This window comes from Haemophilus pittmaniae (assembly GCF_900186995.1).
Lineage (GTDB): Bacteria > Pseudomonadota > Gammaproteobacteria > Enterobacterales > Pasteurellaceae > Haemophilus_D > Haemophilus_D pittmaniae.
The window spans coordinates 235,022-256,864 of sequence record NZ_LT906463.1 but is presented as its reverse complement, the minus strand read 5'-3'; the positions used below and the strand labels follow the sequence as shown (position 1 = coordinate 256,864).

Below are 21,843 nucleotides of genomic sequence, written 5' to 3'. Positions count from 1 at the left end.
TTTATTATGATGCGATATGGAGTTGTTGGCGTTGGCTATTTTGGTGCAGAATTAGCCCGTTTCATGAATGAATGTGATGATGCACAGATTACCATGGTGTTTGATCCTGAAAATGGAGAAACCATTGCTCAGGAATTGCATTGTGTGGCAGCAAAATCCTTAGAGGAATTAGTCACTTCGGCAAATGTGGATTGCGTTATTGTGGCTACACCAAACTATTTGCATAAGGAACCGGTGATCCTAGCCGCCAAAAATAAAAAACATGTTTTCTGTGAAAAACCAATTGCTTTAAGTTACCAGGATTGCGATGACATGGTACGAGCCTGTGAAGAAAATGGTGTGACTTTTATGGCTGGTCATGTAATGAATTTCTTTAATGGTGTTCACCATGCCAAAGAATTAATCAATCAAGGCGTAATTGGTAAAGTGCTTTATTGTCATACGGCGCGTAATGGTTGGGAAGAAGAGCAACCGACTATTTCATGGAAAAAAATTCGCGAAAAATCCGGTGGCCATCTATATCACCACATTCACGAATTAGACTGTGTGCAGTTCATCATGGGAGGCATGCCAAAAACCGTAACCATGACCGCGGCTAACGTGGCTCACAAAGGTGAAAAATTCGGTGATGAAGACGATATGATTTTTGTGAATATGGAGTTCGATGATGATCGTTTTGCCGTTTTAGAATGGGGCTCGGCGTTCCGTTGGGGCGAACATTATGTGCTAATTCAAGGGGAAAAAGGGGCGATTAAAATCGATATGTACAACACCAAAGGCACGCTTAGAGTGGATGGCAAAGACTCCTATTTCTTAGTTCATGAAAGCCAAGAAGAGGATGATGATCGCACCCGTATTTATAACAGCACCGAAATGGACGGCGCTATCCAATATGGCAAACCGGGTAAACGAACACCGATGTGGTTGAGCTCCATTATGAAAAAAGAAATGCGTTATTTAAACGATATTCTCCATGGCATGAAACCAACCGCTGAGTTTGAAAAATTGCTCACCGGTGAGGCGGCTCGTGCAGCGATTGCAACCGCCGATGCTTGTACACGTTCGCGTTATGAAAACCGCAAAGTTGATTTAAAAGAAATTATCGGTAAATAAAAGCAAACTGAATTGGGTTATTAAACCGCAAAAAACATTAGTTAAATATTGAGCCCTGTGTGATGCAGGGCTCAAATTTTTTATTCTTTGGGGGCCGTTTCGAAAGAAGAAAATCTGCATCCTAATGCATGGAATGTTATGAATAGCCTTTAGGATGCAGATTAAAACGCGGGGCTGATTTTTAGAGTTTTTGCTAAAATTGATGCTAAGTTATTGATTTTATTGTGGTTGATTTAAAAGTTCTCTAACAACAAATGTCCTGCACCACAAACTGTAAGGCATGACGCTGGAAGGTACGTTTTTTGTGGCGTTTTAGATGATGTAGACGACGATTACGGGCTGTGGTGGTATTAAGGTTTTTGTTTTTCTTTAAAAATGTTTTACGTTTTAGCATGAGTTCCCCCTGAGGGTTTTAAATGGGCACGCGACAATGTAGCCCATTTTTTATTTATTGAAAAGTGCGTTATTGTGTCGCTTCGTTCTGATTTTCTTGAACACGGTGGTAGTTGACGATGCTATTCATGTAACGGCGGATATTTTCCACATATTGATGGGCTTCGTAACCGCGAGCATAGCCGTATTTGAGATTGCTGTAATGGCGTTTTTCCGACAGTAACGGCAGATTATTTTTCACATCTAGCCAATTATCCGGATTACCGCCTAAATTCTTGGTAAGGCGGCGGGCATCTAGAATGTGACCTAATCCCATATTATAAGCAGCCAAGGCATACCAAATGCGTTCTTCTTTGTTGATGGTATCGGGCATTTGGCCGAGCAACCAGTGAAGATATTCAGAACCGGCCTTGATACTTTGTTCAGGGTCGGTACGATTGCTAATTTTCATTCGATCAGCGGTATCCTTGGTTAGCATCATCATACCACGCACACCGGTTGGCGAAGTGGCGGCGGGATCCCAGTGAGATTCTTGATAGGCCACGGCCGCCAATAGTCGCCAATCTAACTCGCCTTGATACTTTTCAAATAACGGTTGGTATTGTGGAAGGACTTTTTCCACTGCGTCTAAATAGGATTTAGTATCGACATAGTCAAATTGGGAAAGGTGACGGAAATATTTTTCTTCAATGCGGTCAATTAAGCCGGTTTCTAAGGCCTCATCCATAAAATCCAATAAGCCGGCTTGTAGTTCATTATAAGTATTATTGGCGAGATACCAATGCACGCCGGTTTCGTCACTTAAGTCGAAGGCAACGGCTAGTTCCGGACGAATTTGTTGCGCGGCGGCCACATCAATGCTATTGGCGATGGTATAAGGAATTTTTCCTTCAGCTACCTGAATTAATAGCTCTTCTTGAGTGGCGTTGGTAGTAACTTGCCATTGTAATTTGGGATTGCGTGCTTTTGCTTCATTTAATAGTTCAACTAAGTCCGAGCCTGCGGCGATTTCAACCGGATTTTGCAATTGATTTAGACTGTTGGGACGATTATTTCCCTTGCGGTAAACCAATTGCCAAGAAGCAGAAGTATAGGTGGGGCCGACTTGAAATTGTTCAGCGCGCTTGCCATGGAACAATAGGTTGGCGGCGGCAATATCAATGTCGTGGTTTTCTAAGGCTTTGAAGAGCGCATCATTGTTTTCTAAGGTTTTGATTTCTAAGCGGACGCCCAGATAGTCAGCAAAATTTTTAGCCAGTTCATATTCCAAGCCGGCTTCTCCATCGTTACCAATAAAGTAATAAATTGGGTTATTGATTGTTCCAACGATTAAGCTGCCGCGCTCACGGATTGTCGCATAGGGATTTTCTCCTGCGCGGGCAATTTGTTGCCAGGGAAATACCATATCAATGGCCCAAAGCAATAATGCTAGAGCCGCAATAATACGTAAAAAGAGACCTTTCAATACTGATATCCAGATGTTTACAATGGCGGCGATTGTAACGGGATTTTTGTGTAGTGACAAATGAATAAGCCCTAAGCGAAGACTTAGGGCTTATGTGGTGGTTATGAACGACGGTCGCGACGAGGCTTGTCATTAAAGCTGCGAGAGCCTTTATCAAAGCGTTTGCGTTCACGGAAGTTATCCTGATTCCGTTCTTGGAAACGATCATTGCGACGTTCGCGGCGTTTACCGCCAAAATCATCCCCACGGCCATTGTCGGATTTAGCTTCGCCGATCAGACTCATTTGCATTGGACGATTAAGCACGCGGGTTTTGCCTAATTGTTGTAATAATTCTTTTGGCATGCCTTGCGGTAATTCAACGGTGGAGTAGTTATCATAAAGTTTAATATGACCGATGTAGCGACTGTTGATATCAGCTTCATTGGCAATTGCTCCCACAATATGACGCACTTCCACGCCATCACCGCGGCCCACTTCAATACGATACATATCCATCGGTTGTGGATTACCATAACCTTTGCGTTCACCACGACGTTCCGCTGAACGTGGATTTTCACGACGCTCATCACGTTCACGACGGCTACGTTTTTCCATCGGAGGATCCGGCGGCAGAATCAGTTTTTGTTTACCTTGTAAGAGCATTAGCATTGCAGCAGCGATGTCTTCTTGATCCTGATCAGCGGTGAACAAATCTTCCAATAAGCTACGGTATTGCTCCAAATCATGGTGTTCCAATTGTTTGGTGATTTGCGCAACAAATTTTTTACGACGGGAAGTTTGTAAAATCTCGTGATTTGGCAATTCGACTTCATTGATCGGTTTTTTCATTAAATGTTCGATATTGCGCAGTAAGCGGCGTTCACGAGGCTCGACAAAGAGTAACGCACGACCTGAACGACCTGCACGGCCGGTACGACCAATACGGTGCACATAGCTTTCGGCATCCAATGGGATGTCGTAGTTTACTACCAAGCTAATGCGTTCGATATCAATACCGCGTGCGGCGACATCGGTAGCCACGACGATATCCAAACTACCGTTGCGTAGACGATCGAGGGTTTGCTCACGGGTTTGTTGTGTCATATCGCCGTTTAATGCCGCTGCTCGGAATCCGTTACGGGTGAGTAATTCGGTAACATCCATTGTGCCGGATTTTGTGCGGGTAAAGAGGATTGCTGCATCAAAATCTTCTACTTCTAAGAAACGCAATAAGGCTTCATTTTTACGGAAGCCACGGACATACCAACAATTTTGTTCGATATCCGGTGCATTGTCCTGATTAACCTTGATTTTGACTTCTTGTGGATCCTGCATAAAGCGTTTCGTAATACGACGAATCGGTTCCGGCATTGTGGCAGAGAACAGCGCTGTTTGATGATTTTCCGGTAATTCTGCCATCACGGTTTCTACATCATCAATGAAGCCCATACGTAACATTTCATCGGCTTCATCTAATACGATAGCTTTTAAGCCGCTTAAATCTAAAGTACCACGACGTAGGTGATCCAAAATTCGTCCCGGTGTGCCGACAACCACTTGAGCACCTTGACGGAGTGCACGTAGTTGAATGTCATAGCGTTGGCCACCATAAAGGGTCACGATATTAATACCCTGGGCATATTTCATAAATTGTTCACAGGCATCAGCAACCTGAATGGCTAATTCACGAGTTGGCGCCATCACCAACATTTGCGGGTGTTTTTGATGGCTATCGATTTGAGCCAAAATAGGGAGGGCAAAGGCGGCGGTTTTACCACTACCGGTTTGTGCCATACCCAAAACATCGCGTCCTGCTAGCAGGTGCGGAATACAAACTTGTTGAATTGGAGAAGGGGTTTCAAAACCAAGGTCGGAAACGGCATTAAGAATGAATTCAGGTAGGCCTAATTCATTAAAGGTCATTTGTTCTGTCATTAAAGTACTCGAATAAAAGGAAAGCTCAATCGGCTTTCAGGTTACTTTGGTGATAGCTGATTAGAAATCGCTAGATTTGCTGCGCAGCATCGCATTTTTCGTTTCATCATCGTTCATTAGCGGATTTAATTTCATCAGCTCGAACACGGCAAAACGATACTCAACAAAGTTATACACCTGATTTGCAACGGCGAGTCTAAAGAGGGCGGATGCATCATCCGTCTCGCCCGAATTGAGTTTTTGTTTTGCTAGATAAAAGTAGGTTTCGGTTAATATTTCGGCGAATTGTTGCGGGTTTTCAGCAAATTTTTGCGCTCTTTCCTGCAATTCGGCAATAGAAATATTTCCCAAATAATATTGAACGATATTAGTTCCCCAAAACTCCTTAGAAAGCCCTTTGGCCCGTTCAACTAGGTTGGCATAGGCTTGCTGCGGTTTTAATTTTTGTTCGTTCAAATAGAGCCATAACACACGATAGGGATCTGTTGGATCAGCTTGGTGAAACGCCATCAAGTCTTCTTGAGCAAGATTGTAGCGTTGCACATAGTAAAAATTTAAACCACGATTAAGGTGGGAATAGGCATAACTTGGGTCAAGATCCAACACGGCATTGAATGCTTCCAATGCACCGTCATAATCCTGTTCAAGCAACAGATATAGCCCTAGATAATTATATACGGCAACCATTTTAGGTTGCAGTGCAAGAGCCTGGGTGAAGTCGTAACGGGCTAAGCCCCATAAGCCTAGGGCATCATAAAGTACGCCCCGCTCAAAGTGCAATTCGGCCCGTTCCGCCTGACTTAATTTCCCCACTAACAATACTTGGCCGATTCTTGAGATCATGACTTCCTGTTCAAAATGGCTATTGGGTGTTTGTTCAGCCAAGATGACCTTATTTGGTGCAATAAACTGGTCGCGCGACTGCACACAGCCGACAAGCCATAGCATTGCAGCAAATAAGGAAAGGAAACGAAAGAATCGTAAGTCGAGCATTAGGGCCTTAAGTCAAATACGTAAGGGCTGAAATGCAGCCCTCATTACGTTTATTCCGCGGTAGTGTCGTTGTCGGTTTCAACAACTTCTTCGGCGGTTTGTTTTGGTGCAAGTTCTTTCATGGTTAAACGAATGCGGCCTTGACGGTCGATTTCAACCACTTTTACATCCACTTCTTGGCCGACTTGCAAATAGTCGCTGACTTTCTCAACGCGCTCTTCGGCAATTTGTGAAATATGAACTAAGCCTTCTTTGTTACCAATAATAGCCACGAATGCACCGAAATCGGCTAAGCGAGTGACTTTACCTTTATAGATGGCACCAGCTTCTACTTCAGCGGTGATTTCATCGATACGTGCCATTACCGCTTTAGCTGCGTTGTTATCCACAGCTGCGATTTTTACTGTACCGTCATCATCGATATCGATAGATGTTCCGGTTTCTTCGGTAAGTGCACGAATAGTAGCACCACCTTTACCAATTACATCTTTGATTTTCTTCGGATCGATTTTCATGGTGTGGATACGTGGTGCAAAATCAGAGATTTCAGCACGCGGTGCCGGAATCGCTTGTTCCATCACGCCAAGAATATGCATGCGAGCACCTTTCGCTTGTTTTAACGCGATTTGCATGATTTCCGGCGTAATACCTTCGATCTTAATATCCATTTGTAGTGCAGTCACACCTTCACGGGTACCAGCTACTTTAAAGTCCATATCACCTAAGTGGTCTTCATCACCTAAGATGTCAGAAAGTACAACGAATTTATCGCCTTCTTTCACTAAGCCCATTGCAATACCTGCAACCGCTGCTTTGATAGGCACACCAGCATCCATTAATGCGAGGGAAGCACCACAAACAGAAGCCATAGAAGAGGAACCATTGGATTCGGTGATTTCAGAAACAACACGTACCACATAAGGGAACTCAGCCAAGGTTGGCATTACAGCAGCAACACCGCGTTTAGCCAGACGACCGTGGCCGATTTCACGACGTTTTGGCGAACCGATACGACCGGTTTCACCTACAGAGTACGGAGGGAAGTTATAGTGGAACAAGAAGTGATCTTGGCGTTCACCGGTCAATTCATCCAAAATTTGTGCATCACGTTCTGTACCTAAAGTAGCCACGGCAAGGGCTTGAGTTTCACCGCGGGTGAAGATAGCGGAACCATGGGTGCGTGGTAATACGCCGGTACAAATATCTAAAGCGCGCACGGTATCCACGGTACGACCGTCAATACGCGGTTCACCGGCAATAATGCGGCCACGTACAATTTGGCTTTCTAACGCGGTAAAGATATCAACGATTTTACCTTCGCTGACTTCTTCATTTTCTGCAGTGATTTGTGCGATGACATCTGCTTTGATAGCATCAATTTGTTCGTAGCGGGATTGTTTTTCGGTAATACGGTAAGCATCGCCAAGACGGGCTTCGGCAATCGCTTTCACTTTATTGATTAAGTCAGTATCAACTGCTGGAGCAGTCCAATCCCAACGAGGTTTACCTGCTTCACGGGCAAATTCTTTAATGGCTTCAACCACAACTTGTTGTTGTTGATGACCGAATACTACTGCGGAAAGCATTTGCTCTTCACTTAATACATCGGCTTCGGATTCAACCATTAATACGGCTTTGTCGGTACCTGCAACCACTAAATCCAAGCGGCTTTGTTTTTGTTCCGCCATGGTTGGGTTTAAAACGAATTGATCGTTGATGAAACCAACGCGGGCAACACCAATCGGGCCGTTAAATGGCACGCCAGAAAGAGAAAGTGCTGCAGAAGCACCGATCATTGCAACTAAATCCGGACTAATTTGTGGATTGACGGAAACTACAGTGGCGATAATTTGAATTTCGTTTAAAAAACCTTCCGGGAATAACGGACGAATTGGACGGTCGATTAAACGGGCGATTAAGGTTTCGCCTTCAGAAGGGCGGCCTTCACGTTTAAAGAAACCGCCTGGGATTTTACCGGCTGCGTAAGTGCGTTCTTGATAATCAACGGTCAATGGGAAGAAATCCTGACCTTCTTTTACTTCTTTTTTGGCGACAACCGTTACAAAAACGGTGGTGTCATCCATACTTGCCATTACGGCTGCCGTCGCCTGACGGGCAATCGCGCCGGTTTCTAGTGTCACGGTGTGTTGACCGTATTTAAACTGTTTAACAATTGGATTCACAATGTTTTCCTTTTCTAAAAATAAATTGAGCGGGATATCCCGCCGCGTAGCTTTATTTTCCCAATTGCGACTAGCAAAAATAATCTCGTGAGGGCGCGAAATTGCTTTTGATAGCCGCACGCGAAAGGCAGAAATTAAAGCTCGCCCATTATACAGACTTTTGAATTAATAGGTAACTTTATTTAACGGCGGACGATTGTTATTATAACGTCCGTGTAAACCTCATTTTGCAAGGAGCAAACTATGATCATTGGAGCTTTAACTAACCCCCATCATAAAATCGGCTTGCCACGTGTAATTGCCGATGTATGTGATTATTTAAACGGTTTAGATTTGGCCGCGTTAACCGTTGGTCGACATGAAATTACCGACAAAATCTATATGAACGTTATGGAATTGGAAAGTGTTGCAGCCGATTCCAAACAGGCGGAACTACATCATGAATATTGTGATGTGCAAGTATTAATCGAAGGTTTGGAAAACATTGAGGTTGGAGCGACCTTTCCGGACTTAAGCCGTTATGATGCTTACCGCGAAGAGGATGATTACCAATTAACGCCGGATATTGAGAATAAAAGCGTAGTGACCTTAACGCCACGCATGTTTGCAGTATTTTTTCCTTATGAACCACATAAACCATGCTGTTTGGTTAATGGACAATCCCATGCGATTAAAAAATTGGTGGTGAAAGTACCGGTGGGGTTAATTTAAATCGCCCTGTCGAAAGATGAAGTTTTTCTTAAAAAGAAACTTAACTGATTGATTTAATTAGAAATGTCTTTAAAACGGTCAAGCCTTGAGTGGTTTGACCGTTTTTTATGTGGGTTATTTACGAATTGTAATCGTCCAACCAGCAAAACGCCCCCTTGATTCTCAGAGTTTTTGCTGAAACTGTATGTAAGTTATTGATTTTATTAGTATTCGTTTAAAAAAACAGATTATTTGGCAAATAAAAGATGATGAGGAGATGAAAGGGCGATGGCGATATTCTTAATGGGCGGTAAGAACATATACATGCATTCGCTGGAGAATCTAAAAGCGCGCCCAGGACTAGCTATTGGAGGATTTTCTAAGCGCACTTTTAAAACCGGTGATTTTTATCTTAAGGACAGGGTTTACTCACCATAATTTCAATCACTTGGCGATCGATATGGTGCATACTCTTAGAGGCAATCGAACATAGATTATCGATAGTGCGATCGAGATCATGCTCAACGATACCTTCATTACCCGTAACGTGGGTTTCATCCATAGCCATGAGTACTGATTTATAGCCGGAAGCCACGCTGGTGGACACTTTCATCGCGCAGCTATTGGATGCACCGTCACAGATAATGCCACTGATATCGCCAATCATGCTGCAAATCCCCATGCTTACTGTTTCGAATTTTCCCGTAAGTAAATAAGCGATACCCGCACAGCTTCCCATAGAGGCGGTTGTTACCGCACAAAGGGCAGACAGTTTGGGTAATTTACTGTGGATATAAATGGCCATTAAGTGTGATAAGAAAAGGGCACGGAGACGTTTTTCTTCACTCACATTTAAATAATCGGCGACCACAACCACGGGCATAGTGGCGGTAATACCTTGGTTACCTGAACCTGAATTACTCATTGCCGGCAATGTAGCCCCGCCCATACGCGCATCGGAGGCTGCAGTGGTTTCAATCATAATTTTACTGAGCAAATCGTCTGACATTAAACCGCTGCCAACTTGTTTGCGTAATGTTCTGCCAATGTGTAAGCCGTAATTTTCACGTAATCCTTCGTCAGATAGCGCACGGTTTAGATCGGCTGCTTGTCCGATAAAGCGGATTTTATCGAGCTCAACTTCACAAGAAAATTCAAAGATTTCACGTGTACTCACCTGTTTGAAAATATCATAAGGGTCGCAATCCGCACATTCATTCTGTTCTTTCTCAAAAACAACTTCGCCATTTTTTTCAATCAAAATGATATTTGTGTGTTGATCTTGAATGGCTACTTTCACCCAGTCATTATCCGCAAACAACACGGCTTCCGAATATAGAATATGATCGGTTTGATGAATATCGACATTAACGAGCTTTTTATCAAGCATCGCTTTGGCTTGGGAAACTTGTTCTGGCGTGATGTGTTTTAACACTTCCAATTCACCCTCAGGGTCACCGCCTAAAGCACCAATCGCTGCGGCAATAGGTAAGCCCACCATGCCGGTTCCAGGTACTGCAACACCCAATCCATTTTTCATTAAGTTTGGTGATACTTTAGCTTCAATACGTTCCGGTGTTTTACCTAAATATTTAGCTGCGGTTGCTGCTGCAAGCGCCAAAGAGATAGGTTCAGTACAGCCAAGTGCAGGAACCACATCGCGTTCCACAAGGTGAAGTAATGGTTTTTCGATTTCGTTGAGTCTTTCTTGATTCATAAAATTCTTTTAATTTATTAAATACTGTCTTCTTTCTCTATGACTAATATGCGCGCTTCGCCTTGTGGGTGAGCAACATGTTCGGTACCGATACCCGCATAAAAAATATCACCCGCATGGAGCAATACGGCTTTCTCTATGCCCTCTTCTTTGTAGCGCATTTCCACCTTACCATCCATGACAGCAAAGACTTCTTCACCGTCATTGATATGCCATTTGTAAGGTTTATCTGTCCAGTGCAGACGCACGGAAATGCCATTCATATTGGTAATATCAAGGGCTCCCCAAGCGCATTCAGCCGTAAATAGGTGACTTCTAATAACTTTATTCATGACTAAATTTGTTAGTGAGCCTCATCCCAGTTAGTGCCTTGCCCCACATCTACAATCAATGGCACCACTAAATCAGCCGCACTTTCCATTTGTGTTTTGATGAGTTCGCTATAAAACGCGACTTTTTCTGACCGCACTTCAAACACCAATTCATCGTGCACCTGCATAATCATCGCAATGTCGGGATCGTTTTGTAGTTTTTGATCCAATTGAATCATGGCACGTTTGATAATGTCTGCGGCGGTGCCTTGCATTGGTGCATTGATCGCGACACGTTCGGCAGCTTTACGGCGCATACCGTTAGAGGAGTTAATATCCGGCAGATATAAACGACGGCCGAATAGGGTTTCCACATAGCCTTGGGCTTTAGCTTTTTCACGAATATCGTGCATAAAAGTTTGCACGCCTGGATAGCGTTTGAAATACAAATCCATATAGCTCTGGGCATCGGCACGGCCAATACCGAGTTGACGCGATAATCCAAAGGCTGACATACCATAAATTAAACCGAAGTTAATCGCTTTGGCATTACGACGTTGTTCGGACGTCACTTCATCTAGTGCGACACCAAAGATTTCTGCTGCGGTAGAGCGGTGAATATCTTTGCCTTGGGTAAAGGCGTTAATTAAGCCCTGATCCTGTGATAGGTGCGCCATAATGCGTAGCTCGATTTGCGAATAGTCAGCTGCCACAACAGTAAAGCCTTCGCGGGCGATAAAAGCTTGACGAATACGCCGGCCTTCTTCATTACGAATCGGAATGTTTTGCAGATTCGGATCGCTTGATGAAAGACGACCGGTGGCTGTCACCGCTTGATGGTAGGAAGTATGCACTCGTCCGGTTTGCGGATTCACCATTTGCGGTAATTTGTCGGTGTAGGTGGATTTTAGTTTGCTGAGACCACGATGTTCTACCAACACTTTCGGTAGTTCATGACTAAATGCCAGTTCCTCCAATACTTCCTCGTTGGTGGATGGCGCGCCTTTTGGAGTTTTTTGAATGATAGGTAAACCTAATTTATCAAACAAAATTTCCTGTAATTGTTTGGTTGAGGCCAAATTAAATGGCTGTCCTGCCAAGACATAGGCTTGTTCTTCTAATTCACTTAAACGGTTAGCGATTTCGTTGGATTGCAGGAATAGCGCATCGCTATCAATTAAAACACCACGACGTTCCATACGGGAAAGTACGCCTAACAACGGCAATTCCATTTCTTTAAAGAGTTTTTCAAGAGTGGGTTCTTTCGAGAGTTTTTCCCATAGCACTTGTTGCAGCTTCATCGTTACATCGGCATCTTCCGCTGCATACTCGGTGGCTTGTTCCAACTGAATTTGGTTAAAGGTCAGCTGATTTTTACCTTTGCCTGCAATCTCTTCAAAACTAATGGTTTGATGCCCTAAATAACGTTTCGCCAGATCGTCCATATTATGACGACCGGTACTATTGAGCACATAGGATTCGAGCATGGTATCGAAAGCCACACCTTGCACATCAATGCCATTACGGGCAAAGATGGTGAGATCGTATTTGAAGTTTTGACCGACTTTTTGAATAGCAGGATTTTCTAAAATCGGTTTTAATAGAGCAAGTGCGGTTGTTTTTTCGAGAGTTTTTGGTGCGCCTAAATAATCTAATTGTAGCGGTAAATAAGCTGCTTCACCGTTTTCTAACGCAAAGGAAATGCCCACCAAGTTGGCGGCCATATAATCTAAATTATCGGTTTCTGTATCTAAGGCAAAAAGTTTGGCTTGCTTGAGTTTTTCCACCCAACGATTTAAATCTGCTTCAGTGAGCAAGGTTTCATAACGGCTACGATCAATTTGAATTGCTGGCAATACTTCATCGTCATTATTTTGAGCAAGCGCAGGCGTGGCTTGATAGTGATTAATCTTGGTTGGTTGTTCGTTATTATTGGTGATGGAATCTGCGCCATTCATCACTTCATTGAGCCAACGTTTGAATTCATAACGGCCGAAATATTCAGTGAGTTGATCGTTATTGCTTGCGCCAAGAGTGAGTTGCTCTGGAGTAATATCGAGGGCGACATCGGTTTTGATTGTGGCAAGACGATAGGATAAGTCGGCCATTTCTTTTTCAGCCAATAATTTATCACCTAATTTTTTTGCCCCACGAATTGGCAATTCAGCCACTTTGTCTAAGTTGGCATAAATTTCTGCCATGCTGCCGATACCCTGTAAGAGACCGAGAGCCGTTTTTTCCCCCACACCCGCTACGCCTGGAATATTATCGGCGGTATCGCCCATTAGCGCTAAGTAATCAATGATGATTTCCGGTGGAATACCGTATTTTTCAATCACGGCATCGCGATCTAATAAGGTGTTATTCATGGTGTTGATCAACATAATGTTGTCATCCACTAGCTGGGCCATATCTTTATCGCCGGTGCTAATCAAGACTTTTTGATTGGCTTTGGAAGCGGCTACCGCTAAGGTACCAATGACATCATCGGCTTCCACACCTTCAATGACTAAGAGAGGAATGCCAAGGGCACGGATAATATCGTGTAACGGCTGAATTTGTTTGCGTAGATCATCCGGCATCGGTGGACGATGGGATTTATATTGTTCAAACATTTCATCACGGAAGGTTTTACCTTTCGCATCAAAAACCACCGCAATATGGCTCGGTTGCACTTGTGAAATCAGGCTTTTGAGCATATTTAGCACACCGTACATAGCACCGGTTGGTTCGCCGGCTGAATTGGTGAGTGGCGGAAATGCATGAAAAGCACGATATAAATAAGATGAACCGTCCACCAGAACAAGTGGGTTGGCGGCGATTTGAGACATAAGGGGCTCCTTTGGCGAAGAGTCAAAAATGCGCGCATTATAGCTTAATTTCAGCGTGATTTCGCGGGAAAGTTATGACGATGGACATGGCTTATGGCATAATAGCGCCGTTTTTTATTTTCAAGATGGGAAGGAAAAATGGCATTAAAACTGGTTGAAGTTATTGTACTGGGGCAGGCATTGCGTCTTAATGTGCCTGAAGAACAGGAAGACATTTTACGTCAGGCCGCGCGCACCTTGGACGCGCAGGTTTCCGAAATGAAGGAGCGTACCGGTCTGATTCAGTTGGATCGGGTTCTTCCCATTGTGGCTTTAAATTTAAGTTTTGAACTCACTCAGGAAAAAAGTAAGAACAGTCAAATCGAAGATGTGTTGAAAACCCGTATTCAACAATTGGATCACTCGCTAGAGAATGTTTTGACAAGATAATTGCTTCGAAGAACACATGAAAACGGCCATTTTGGCCGTTTTTTATTACTTGAAGAATAGGATTGAAGTGAATGGTAAATAGCAAATAATCGTGTTTTCATCAATTGCTAAAGATTTGCTTTACAGGAAAAAGTGAACTCTATATTATTCCGCACCGAAATTTAGGTGGGTAAATATATTATGAAACGAAACATTCAGCATCGTAATACCCAACAGCGTCGGCATGCCATTATGCAGTATTTGATGGCGCAAGGCGAGGTGACGGTTGAGCATCTTACCCGTATGTTTGATACATCGGAAGTGACCATTCGCAAGGATTTAAGCGCGTTGGAGAATAGTGGTTTTTTATTGCGGAAGTATGGTGGCGCAGTTTTGATGCCGCAGGATATGTTAGATGATGCGCAGGATAGTGAACTTTTGCAACGAAAGTTAGTCATAGCACGGGCCGCAGCTGAACGTATTCGCGATCACAATCGGATCATTATCGATAGTGGTAGTACGACCCAAGCGCTAATCAAGCAGTTGAATCGTAAGCAGGGACTGGTGGTTATGACAAACTCCCTGACAGTCGCAACGGAATTGGGCGCTTTAGAAAATGAGCCAACCCTATTAATGACCGGTGGCACTTGGGATACCCGTTCCGAGTCCTTCCAAGGACAAGTGGCCGAATCAGTATTGCGTTCATATGATTTTGACCAGTTATTTATCGGCGCGGATGGCATTGATTTGGAACGCGGAACGACCACTTTTAACGAACTGATCGGTTTAAGTCGAGTGATGGCAGAAGTTTCCCGTGAAGTGATTGTGATGGTGGAGTCACAAAAGATCGGTCGCAAAATGCCGAATTTAGAATTGGCGTGGCAGCAAATTGATGTATTAATTACCGATAATGAGCTGTCAGCAGAACAAAAACAGGCAATTGAAGCCAAAGGCGTGCAAGTCATTTGTGCGGAAATTGCTTAATGAGCCCAATGGGCAAGATGAATTTAGTCAATAAAAAGGAAAAACTATGTGTGGTATTGTTGGCGCAGTAGCGCAACGTGATGTGGCAGAAATCTTAATTCAAGGATTACACCGTTTGGAATATCGCGGTTATGACTCCGCCGGTGTGGCTGTAGTCAATGCAGAGCATGAATTACAACGTGTCCGTTGTGTCGGTAAAGTTCGTGCATTGGATGATGCTGTAGTTGAGCGTCCGTTAATCGGCGGAACCGGGATTGCTCATACCCGTTGGGCGACCCATGGTGAACCTTCGGAAGCGAATGCTCATCCGCACGTTTCCGGTCAGTTTGCAGTGGTACACAACGGCATCATTGAAAACTATGAAGAATTGCGCGCCTTATTGAAATCCCGTGGGTATGAATTCTTATCACAAACCGATACCGAAGTAATTGCACATTTGGTTAATTGGGAAATGCGTAGCACTGATTCTTTATTAGATGCAGTGAAAAAAGTCGTGAAGCAATTAACCGGTGCTTACGGTATGGTGGTAATGGATTGCGAACATCCGGAACATTTAGTGGCCGCGCGTTCCGGTAGCCCGTTAGTTATTGGTTTGGGGATTGGTGAAAACTTCTTGGCTTCCGACCAATTAGCGCTATTAAGCGTTACCCGTCGCTTTATTTTCTTGGAAGAAGGTGATATCGCAGAAATAACCCGTCGTACCGTAGATATTTATGATGTTGATGGTAATAAAGTAGATCGTGGTGTGCATGAGTCCAACTTAGAAAATGATGCCGCTGAAAAAGGCAAATATCGCCACTTCATGCAAAAAGAAATTTTTGAACAGCCGACCGCGTTAATTAACACCATGGAAGGCCGTGTGAGCCACAACAATGTGATTGTTGAATCTATCGGTAATGGAGCTCGCGATATTTTAGAAAAAGTGGAGCATATTCAAATCGTTGCCTGCGGAACCTCCTATAACTCCGGTATGGTTGCACGTTATTGGTTTGAAGCTTTGGCCGGCATTAGCTGTAATGTTGAAATTGCATCTGAATTCCGTTATCGCAAATTTGTGACTCAACCAAATAGCCTATTAATTACCCTTTCTCAATCGGGGGAAACAGCGGATACCTTGGCTGCGCTTCGTTTGGCTAAGGAAAAAGGCTATATGGCTGCGATGACCATCTGTAATGTGGCGGGTTCTTCTTTGGTGCGTGAATCCGATCTTGCCTTTATGACTCGCGCAGGGGTGGAAATCGGTGTCGCTTCCACCAAAGCGTTCACAACCCAATTAATTTCTTTATTAATGTTGGTGGTAGCAATTGGTCGTGTGAAAGGTCATATTTCTGAAGAAAGAGAAGTTGAAATCGTGAAAGCGATGCAATCTTTACCGACAGAAATTGAAAAAGCTTTATCCTTCGATAAACAAATTGAAATTTTGGCAGAAGATTTTGCTGAAAAACATAATGCGCTTTTCCTCGGTCGTGGCGAGTACTACCCGATTGCGATGGAAGCTTCGTTGAAATTAAAAGAAATTTCCTATATTCACGCGGAGGCCTATGCAGCGGGTGAATTAAAACACGGGCCATTGGCATTAATCGATGCTGATATGCCGGTGATCGTGGTGGCACCGACAAACGAATTGTTGGAAAAAGTAAAATCCAATATTGAGGAAGTGCGCGCGCGTGGCGGCCAGCTTTATGTGTTTGCCGATAAGGATGCAGGTTTCACATCCTCAGAAGGCATGAAAGTTATCACTATGCCGAAAGTAAATGAAATTACTGCACCGATTTTCTATATTGTGCCGTTACAATTGCTTTCCTACTATGTGGCCTTAATCAAAGGTACCGATGTGGACCAACCACGAAATCTAGCCAAATCGGTAACCGTGGAATAATAGTTCTCTGTCCAAAAGCGCTCTTCGGAGCGCTTTTTTATTCAACATCAATAAAATCAATGACTTATGTCTTATTTTGGCAAAAACGTCGGTTTTCAAGGGGGCGTTTTCAAAGGCCGGGTGTTTTTTATGCTACACTAGCGCCACTTTTACCATCGAGAAAGCTACCGTGCATACCAAACGTTCCGTTACTACCCGCATTGCCAAATATCTTTTTGTGATCATTATTTTTGTCGGCATTATCAGCTCATTGAGTCTGTTGACGATGGCAAGTAATAAGAATGATGCGGAGTCTATCAATATTTCCGGTTCTTTGCGGATGCAAAGTTACCGTTTGCTGTATGAAATGGAAAAAGATCCCTCTAGCGTGCAGCGAAATTTGCAACATTATGAGAAAAGCCTCAATTCACCGGTTCTCACCTCTATTCCTGAAAGCTTTTTTGTACCGATTGAAGTGAAAGATACTTATCGGCGGGTGCGTGCCCGTTGGAATATCATGGCCGATTATGCGGAAATGGGAAAACAAACGGCTTATAGCGAAGAGCTGGGGGATTATGTGCAGGATGTTGATGATTTCGTGATGGAATTGCAACATTTTGCTGAATTGAAGTGGAATATTGCGTTATGGGCTTCGGTGTTATCGATGCTATTGATTGTATTGATGGTGTCTTATGTGATTTGGTACATGCAACGCGAGGTGGTAAAACCCTTAGAGTTGCTGACTAAAGCGAGTATGCAGGTGCAGATGCGGCAGTTTAGCCATATTCCGTTGGATACTGAGAGCAATAATGAATTGGGTATTTTGGCTAAAGTATTCACCCAAATGTCTTCGGAATTAGGTAAGCGTTATTTGCGTTTGGAAGATGCGGTAAACGAGCAGACGCAAAAATTGCGCCAAAATAACCGTTCGTTATCCACGCTTTATCAAAGCTCACAATTACTTACCACGAATAACATTACCGATAAAATTCTTAGCCAAGTACTGAATCATATCCGGGTAAGCGAGCATTTACGCTACATCGAACTTGAAATTCTCGGAGCCGAGCATTGGGAAATCAGTTTCGGTGAGAAACAGCCAAATCAGAGCCTACAAGTAGAAGAGTTAACCGTAGAAAATGAAAATTTGGCAGTACTTTCTTGGCAGGCCGGTTTTCCTTGTCCGGATCCGCGCATGATGCAGAATGTTGCGCAAATGATGTCACGCGCCCTATATTTCCATAAAAATCAACGCCAACAGGAACAACTTCTATTGATGGAAGAACGTTCGATTATTGCCCGGGAACTGCATGACTCCTTAGCCCAGGTGTTATCTTTCTTACAAATTCAGTTGGTGTTATTAAAGGTTAATCTAAATAAGGATGGTGTTGAGGCGAAGGCAAAAAGCCAAGCCATTATCAATGAATTTGAGCAGGCATTATCAGACGGTTATTCTCAACTAAGAGAGTTGTTAGCAACATTCCGTCTCACCGTGCAGGAGGCTAATTTGCAGGTCGCCTTGGAGCAAGTAATTGATTCCTTACGGCCACAGACCCAGCTACAAATGAGCGTAGAATGCAATTTACCGTCACGTAGCTTAAATCCGCAGCAATTAGTGCATTTATTGCAGATTGTTCGGGAAGCGACGTTGAATGCGATTAAACACTCACAGGGAACGAAGATTACTGTGATTGCACACATTAACCAGGATGGTGAATATGAAATCTTGGTGCAGGATGATGGTGTTGGTATTCCAAGTTTGGATGAGCCGGAAGGTCACTATGGTTTGAATATCATGCAGGAGCGTAGCCATCAGCTAAATGCCCAATTATCCATTTTTCGCCCTCAAGGTGGTGGAACCTGTGTCAAGATCACGCTGCCACCGACATTATTTTAGGGATTTTAACGATGCAAAATTTACAACCTTTTCATACTTTTCATTTGCCGGTTTCGGCGCAAAAAATTGTGTCGGCCGATAGTGTTGCTATGTTACGCGAAGCCTGGCTTGAGGCAAAAGCACAAAATTTACCGGTGCTTTTATTAGGGCAGGGCAGCAATATGCTGTTTTTGCAGGATTTTCAAGGTGTAGTAATCATTAATGCGTTAAAAGGTATTGAACAACGCGCAGATGCTGATTTTCATTATTTACATGTTGCGGCCGGAGAAAATTGGCATCAATTGGTGCAATGGAGTTTGCAACAGGATATTTATGGTTTAGAGAATTTGGCATTAATTCCCGGTGTCGCCGGTTCGGCACCAATTCAGAATATTGGTGCGTATGGCGTAGAATTTAAGGATGTGTGCGATTACGTTGATGTATTGGAGTTGGCATCGGGCAGACAATTTCGCTTAACCAAAGAGGAGTGCCATTTCGGTTACCGCGATAGCATTTTCAAACGGGATTATGCGCATGGATATGCGATTATTGCAGTGGGTTTGAAATTAGCTAAAAATTGGCAGCCTGTGTTGCAATATGGCTCGTTAAAAGAATGTGATCCACAACAAGTTACTGCCTTGGCTGTGTTTGACGAAGTTTGCAGTATTCGTCGGGCTAAACTGCCAAATCCTGACGAATTGGGAAATGCTGGCAGTTTCTTTAAGAATCCGTTAGTTTCCGCAGAGCAATTTGCGGCAATTGCGCAATTATCACCAAATGTTCCGAATTTTCCACAAGCCGATGGACGGGTAAAACTAGCAGCTGGATGGTTAATTGATCAATGTGGACTTAAAGGCCATCAAATCGGAGGTGCCGCAGTTCATCGCCAACAGGCTTTGGTGTTAGTAAACTTAGGCAATGCCACGGGTGCTGATGTAGCAGCCTTAGCCGCTTATGTTCGCGCCGCTGTATGGGATAAATTTGCGGTAGCTTTAGAACCCGAAGTGCGCTTTATTGGCCAAACGGGAGAAGTGGATGCAGTCGCTGTAATAAGTGGTGGACTCGCATTATGAAGAAAATTGTAGTTTTGCTCTCCGGACAGGGGGCTAATTTGCAGGCGTTAATTGATGCCTGCCAGCGCGGCGCGATTGATGGGAAAATTGCCGCGGTCATTAGTAATAGAGCTGATGCTTATGGTTTAATTCGGGCGCGAGAGGCGGATATTCCAACGGCATTATTTGAGCGCTCAAATTATTCCGATAATCAAGCCATGGATAAAGCTATTGGGGATTTTATCGCGGAAATTGGCGCAGATTTAATTGTGTTGGCGGGGTATATGAAAATTTTAAGCCAGCCGTTCGTTGAGCGATTTGCCGGTCGTATTCTTAATATTCATCCTTCATTGTTGCCTAAATATAAGGGCTTAAATACTTATCAACAAGCCATGCAGGCAGGGGATTCCGAGCATGGTACAACTGTACATTTCGTGACGCCAGAATTGGATAGTGGGGCGGTTATCTTGCAGGCGAGAGTACCAATTTTTGCGGATGATGAGGTGGTGGATGTAGAAGCTCGGGTTAAAGAGCAGGAATTACATATTTATCCTTTGGTTGTACAATGGTTTGTGAGCGGACGATTGCATATGGAACAGGATAGGGCTTATTTGGATGGGCGATTGCTTCCACCTAGCGGTTATGCCGATGAATAATTGAAATAATGTAAGGAAATCATATGACATTTAATGAAATTCTCTCAATGTTGCCAACAATTAAAGGGTTACGAGGGATTGAGGTACTTGATTCGGACAAAGTTATTCATCAAATTCCAGCGGTTGAGGGGAAATTAGGCTCTTTACGGGTATACAATGCGTTGGCTGAACAATTTGCTGAAAAGTTGGATAGACAAAGTGCCGAACAAGGATTAATCTGGTTTGCTGAACATACTGTCGATGCGAAAGCTAACCCAGGCAAGCACCCAAATATTGATTTGTTATTGAAGGTGATTGCGCAAAACTTGCAATATCGCTTAAGAAGATTAAAATAAGATAAAGATTTATATCAAACAATTGAACTTTTAATTGGTAAAACCTGTCTATAGTATCGTTAATGTTGTCGGTGTTAGCGAATTAGCGCCGATTATGTTATAACAGCGCTCTTATTTAGAGCCGTATCGATAAGATTAAGGATAAAGATGAACAAAGAAGCACAGATGATGTTGGTTCCGCAAGGCAATTTAGAAGGTTACATTCGCGCGGCGAATGAGTATCCAATGCTAACCGCCGAAGAGGAAAAAGAGCTCTCCGAACGTTTATATTATCAAGGCGATTTGGACGCGGCAAAAGCATTGATCTTGTCTCACTTGCGCTTTGTGATTCATGTTGCCCGCGGTTATTCAGGTTATGGTCTGCCACAGGCTGATTTAATTCAGGAAGGCAATATCGGTTTAATGAAAGCGGTGAAACGTTTTAATCCGGAAGTCGGTGTCCGTTTGGTTTCTTTTGCCGTGCATTGGATCAAGGCTGAGATTCACGAGTACGTTTTGCGTAACTGGCGGATCGTAAAAGTTGCGACAACTAAAGCGCAACGTAAGCTATTCTTTAATTTGCGTAAAACCAAACAACGTTTGGGGTGGTTCAATGAAAACGAAGTGGATATGGTTGCGAATGAATTAGGCGTATCCAAAGAAGATGTCATTGAAATGGAATCCCGTATGACCGGTGCCGATGTCGGTTTTGATTTACCAACGGATAGTGAAGAAGAAAGCTATGCGCCTTCTCTTTATTTGGAGGATAAAAGTTCTAATTTTGCTGCAGAGTTGGAAAGTGAGAACTTTGAAAATCAAGCAACCGAACAATTGACAACAGCATTAGCGAATTTAGATGAGCGTAGCCGGGATATTATTGAAGCCCGTTGGTTAGATGATGAGAACAAGGCTACTCTGCATGATTTGGCTGCAAAATATAATATTTCTGCTGAACGTGTGCGTCAGCTCGAAGCTAATGCATTGAAGAAATTAAAAAATTCAGTAATTTTCTAATTATTCCAGATTTCTAAAAAAACCCGCATTTGCGGGTTTTTTTGTATCTCAATTCTATAAATACCCTAATTT

The 21,843-nt window shown here is 43.4% G+C and carries 18 protein-coding genes; 10 read left to right on the top strand and 8 right to left on the bottom strand.

Annotation, left to right across the window (positions count from 1 at the left end):
- The first annotated feature begins 6 nt into the window (after window positions 1-6).
- Window positions 7-1,113, top strand: a complete 1,107-nt coding sequence (locus CKV74_RS01185) for a Gfo/Idh/MocA family protein (RefSeq protein ID WP_007241740.1) — start codon at window positions 7-9, stop codon at window positions 1,111-1,113.
- A gap of 244 nt (window positions 1,114-1,357) precedes the next feature.
- Here CKV74_RS01185 and CKV74_RS10435 read toward each other — a convergent pair whose 3' ends face one another.
- The 5 genes from CKV74_RS10435 to pnp all read right to left on the bottom strand — a co-directional run bounded on the left by CKV74_RS10435 (window position 1,358) and on the right by pnp (window position 8,063).
- Window positions 1,358-1,507: a hypothetical protein gene (locus CKV74_RS10435; protein ID WP_007241828.1), complete on the bottom strand. Its 150-nt coding sequence runs from the start codon at window positions 1,505-1,507 to the stop codon at window positions 1,358-1,360.
- 69 nt (window positions 1,508-1,576) lie between these two features.
- Window positions 1,577-2,971, bottom strand: a complete 1,395-nt coding sequence (gene mltF / locus CKV74_RS01180) for a membrane-bound lytic murein transglycosylase MltF (protein WP_007241597.1) — start codon at window positions 2,969-2,971, stop codon at window positions 1,577-1,579.
- A 101-nt stretch (window positions 2,972-3,072) separates the two neighbouring features.
- Complete coding sequence (locus CKV74_RS01175; RefSeq protein ID WP_007241678.1) at window positions 3,073-4,887, bottom strand: DEAD/DEAH box helicase; 1,815 nt, start codon at window positions 4,885-4,887, stop codon at window positions 3,073-3,075.
- Window positions 4,888-4,947: 60 nt separating this feature from the next.
- On the bottom strand, window positions 4,948-5,880 hold the full coding sequence (gene nlpI / locus CKV74_RS01170; protein WP_095176635.1) for a lipoprotein NlpI: 933 nt from the start codon (window positions 5,878-5,880) through the stop codon (window positions 4,948-4,950).
- A gap of 50 nt (window positions 5,881-5,930) precedes the next feature.
- Complete coding sequence (gene pnp / locus CKV74_RS01165; protein WP_007241856.1) at window positions 5,931-8,063, bottom strand: polyribonucleotide nucleotidyltransferase; 2,133 nt, start codon at window positions 8,061-8,063, stop codon at window positions 5,931-5,933.
- A gap of 243 nt (window positions 8,064-8,306) precedes the next feature.
- On the opposite strand from pnp, the gene nanQ reads away from it, so the two are divergent.
- Window positions 8,307-8,774, top strand: a complete 468-nt coding sequence (nanQ, locus tag CKV74_RS01160) for an N-acetylneuraminate anomerase (protein ID WP_095176634.1) — start codon at window positions 8,307-8,309, stop codon at window positions 8,772-8,774.
- Window positions 8,775-9,165: 391 nt separating this feature from the next.
- Here nanQ and CKV74_RS01155 read toward each other — a convergent pair whose 3' ends face one another.
- The 3 genes from CKV74_RS01155 to polA are packed head-to-tail and all read right to left on the bottom strand — an operon-like array spanning window position 9,166 to window position 13,612.
- A complete protein-coding gene (locus CKV74_RS01155) occupies window positions 9,166-10,470 on the bottom strand; it encodes an L-cysteine desulfidase family protein (protein WP_007241659.1) in 1,305 nt (434 codons plus the stop codon).
- A gap of 17 nt (window positions 10,471-10,487) precedes the next feature.
- Window positions 10,488-10,802 carry a cupin domain-containing protein gene (locus CKV74_RS01150; protein WP_007241777.1) on the bottom strand — a complete coding sequence of 105 codons (315 nt, stop codon included), beginning with the start codon at window positions 10,800-10,802 and terminating at the stop codon, window positions 10,488-10,490.
- Between the two features lie 11 nt (window positions 10,803-10,813).
- Window positions 10,814-13,612: a DNA polymerase I gene (gene polA, locus CKV74_RS01145; protein WP_095176633.1), complete on the bottom strand. Its 2,799-nt coding sequence runs from the start codon at window positions 13,610-13,612 to the stop codon at window positions 10,814-10,816.
- A gap of 138 nt (window positions 13,613-13,750) precedes the next feature.
- Here polA and CKV74_RS01140 point away from each other — a divergent pair, with 138 nt between their 5' ends.
- The 8 genes from CKV74_RS01140 to rpoH all read left to right on the top strand — a co-directional run bounded on the left by CKV74_RS01140 (window position 13,751) and on the right by rpoH (window position 21,771).
- On the top strand, window positions 13,751-14,041 hold the full coding sequence (locus CKV74_RS01140) for a cell division protein ZapA (RefSeq protein WP_095176632.1): 291 nt from the start codon (window positions 13,751-13,753) through the stop codon (window positions 14,039-14,041).
- A 180-nt stretch (window positions 14,042-14,221) separates the two neighbouring features.
- Complete coding sequence (locus CKV74_RS01135; protein ID WP_007241788.1) at window positions 14,222-15,004, top strand: DeoR/GlpR family DNA-binding transcription regulator; 783 nt, start codon at window positions 14,222-14,224, stop codon at window positions 15,002-15,004.
- A gap of 46 nt (window positions 15,005-15,050) precedes the next feature.
- Window positions 15,051-16,883 carry a glutamine--fructose-6-phosphate transaminase (isomerizing) gene (glmS, locus tag CKV74_RS01130; RefSeq protein ID WP_039847724.1) on the top strand — a complete coding sequence of 611 codons (1,833 nt, stop codon included), beginning with the start codon at window positions 15,051-15,053 and terminating at the stop codon, window positions 16,881-16,883.
- 169 nt (window positions 16,884-17,052) lie between these two features.
- Window positions 17,053-18,756, top strand: coding sequence for a nitrate/nitrite two-component system sensor histidine kinase NarQ (narQ, locus tag CKV74_RS01125; protein WP_007241584.1), 1,704 nt, complete (start codon window positions 17,053-17,055; stop codon window positions 18,754-18,756).
- Between the two features lie 11 nt (window positions 18,757-18,767).
- Window positions 18,768-19,808 (top strand): UDP-N-acetylmuramate dehydrogenase, encoded by a 1,041-nt coding sequence (gene murB / locus CKV74_RS01120; RefSeq protein WP_007241642.1) that lies wholly within the window; start codon window positions 18,768-18,770, stop codon window positions 19,806-19,808.
- The gene (gene purN, locus CKV74_RS01115) at window positions 19,805-20,443 is read left to right on the top strand and encodes a phosphoribosylglycinamide formyltransferase (protein WP_007241671.1); all 639 of its coding nucleotides are present in this window, start codon (window positions 19,805-19,807) and stop codon (window positions 20,441-20,443) included. The genes murB and purN overlap by 4 nt, the downstream gene beginning before the upstream one ends.
- 23 nt (window positions 20,444-20,466) lie before the next feature.
- On the top strand, window positions 20,467-20,778 hold the full coding sequence (locus CKV74_RS01110; protein WP_007241805.1) for a DUF2322 family protein: 312 nt from the start codon (window positions 20,467-20,469) through the stop codon (window positions 20,776-20,778).
- A gap of 147 nt (window positions 20,779-20,925) precedes the next feature.
- Window positions 20,926-21,771 (top strand): RNA polymerase sigma factor RpoH, encoded by an 846-nt coding sequence (gene rpoH, locus CKV74_RS01105; RefSeq protein WP_007241757.1) that lies wholly within the window; start codon window positions 20,926-20,928, stop codon window positions 21,769-21,771.
- Window positions 21,772-21,843: the final 72 nt, after the last annotated feature.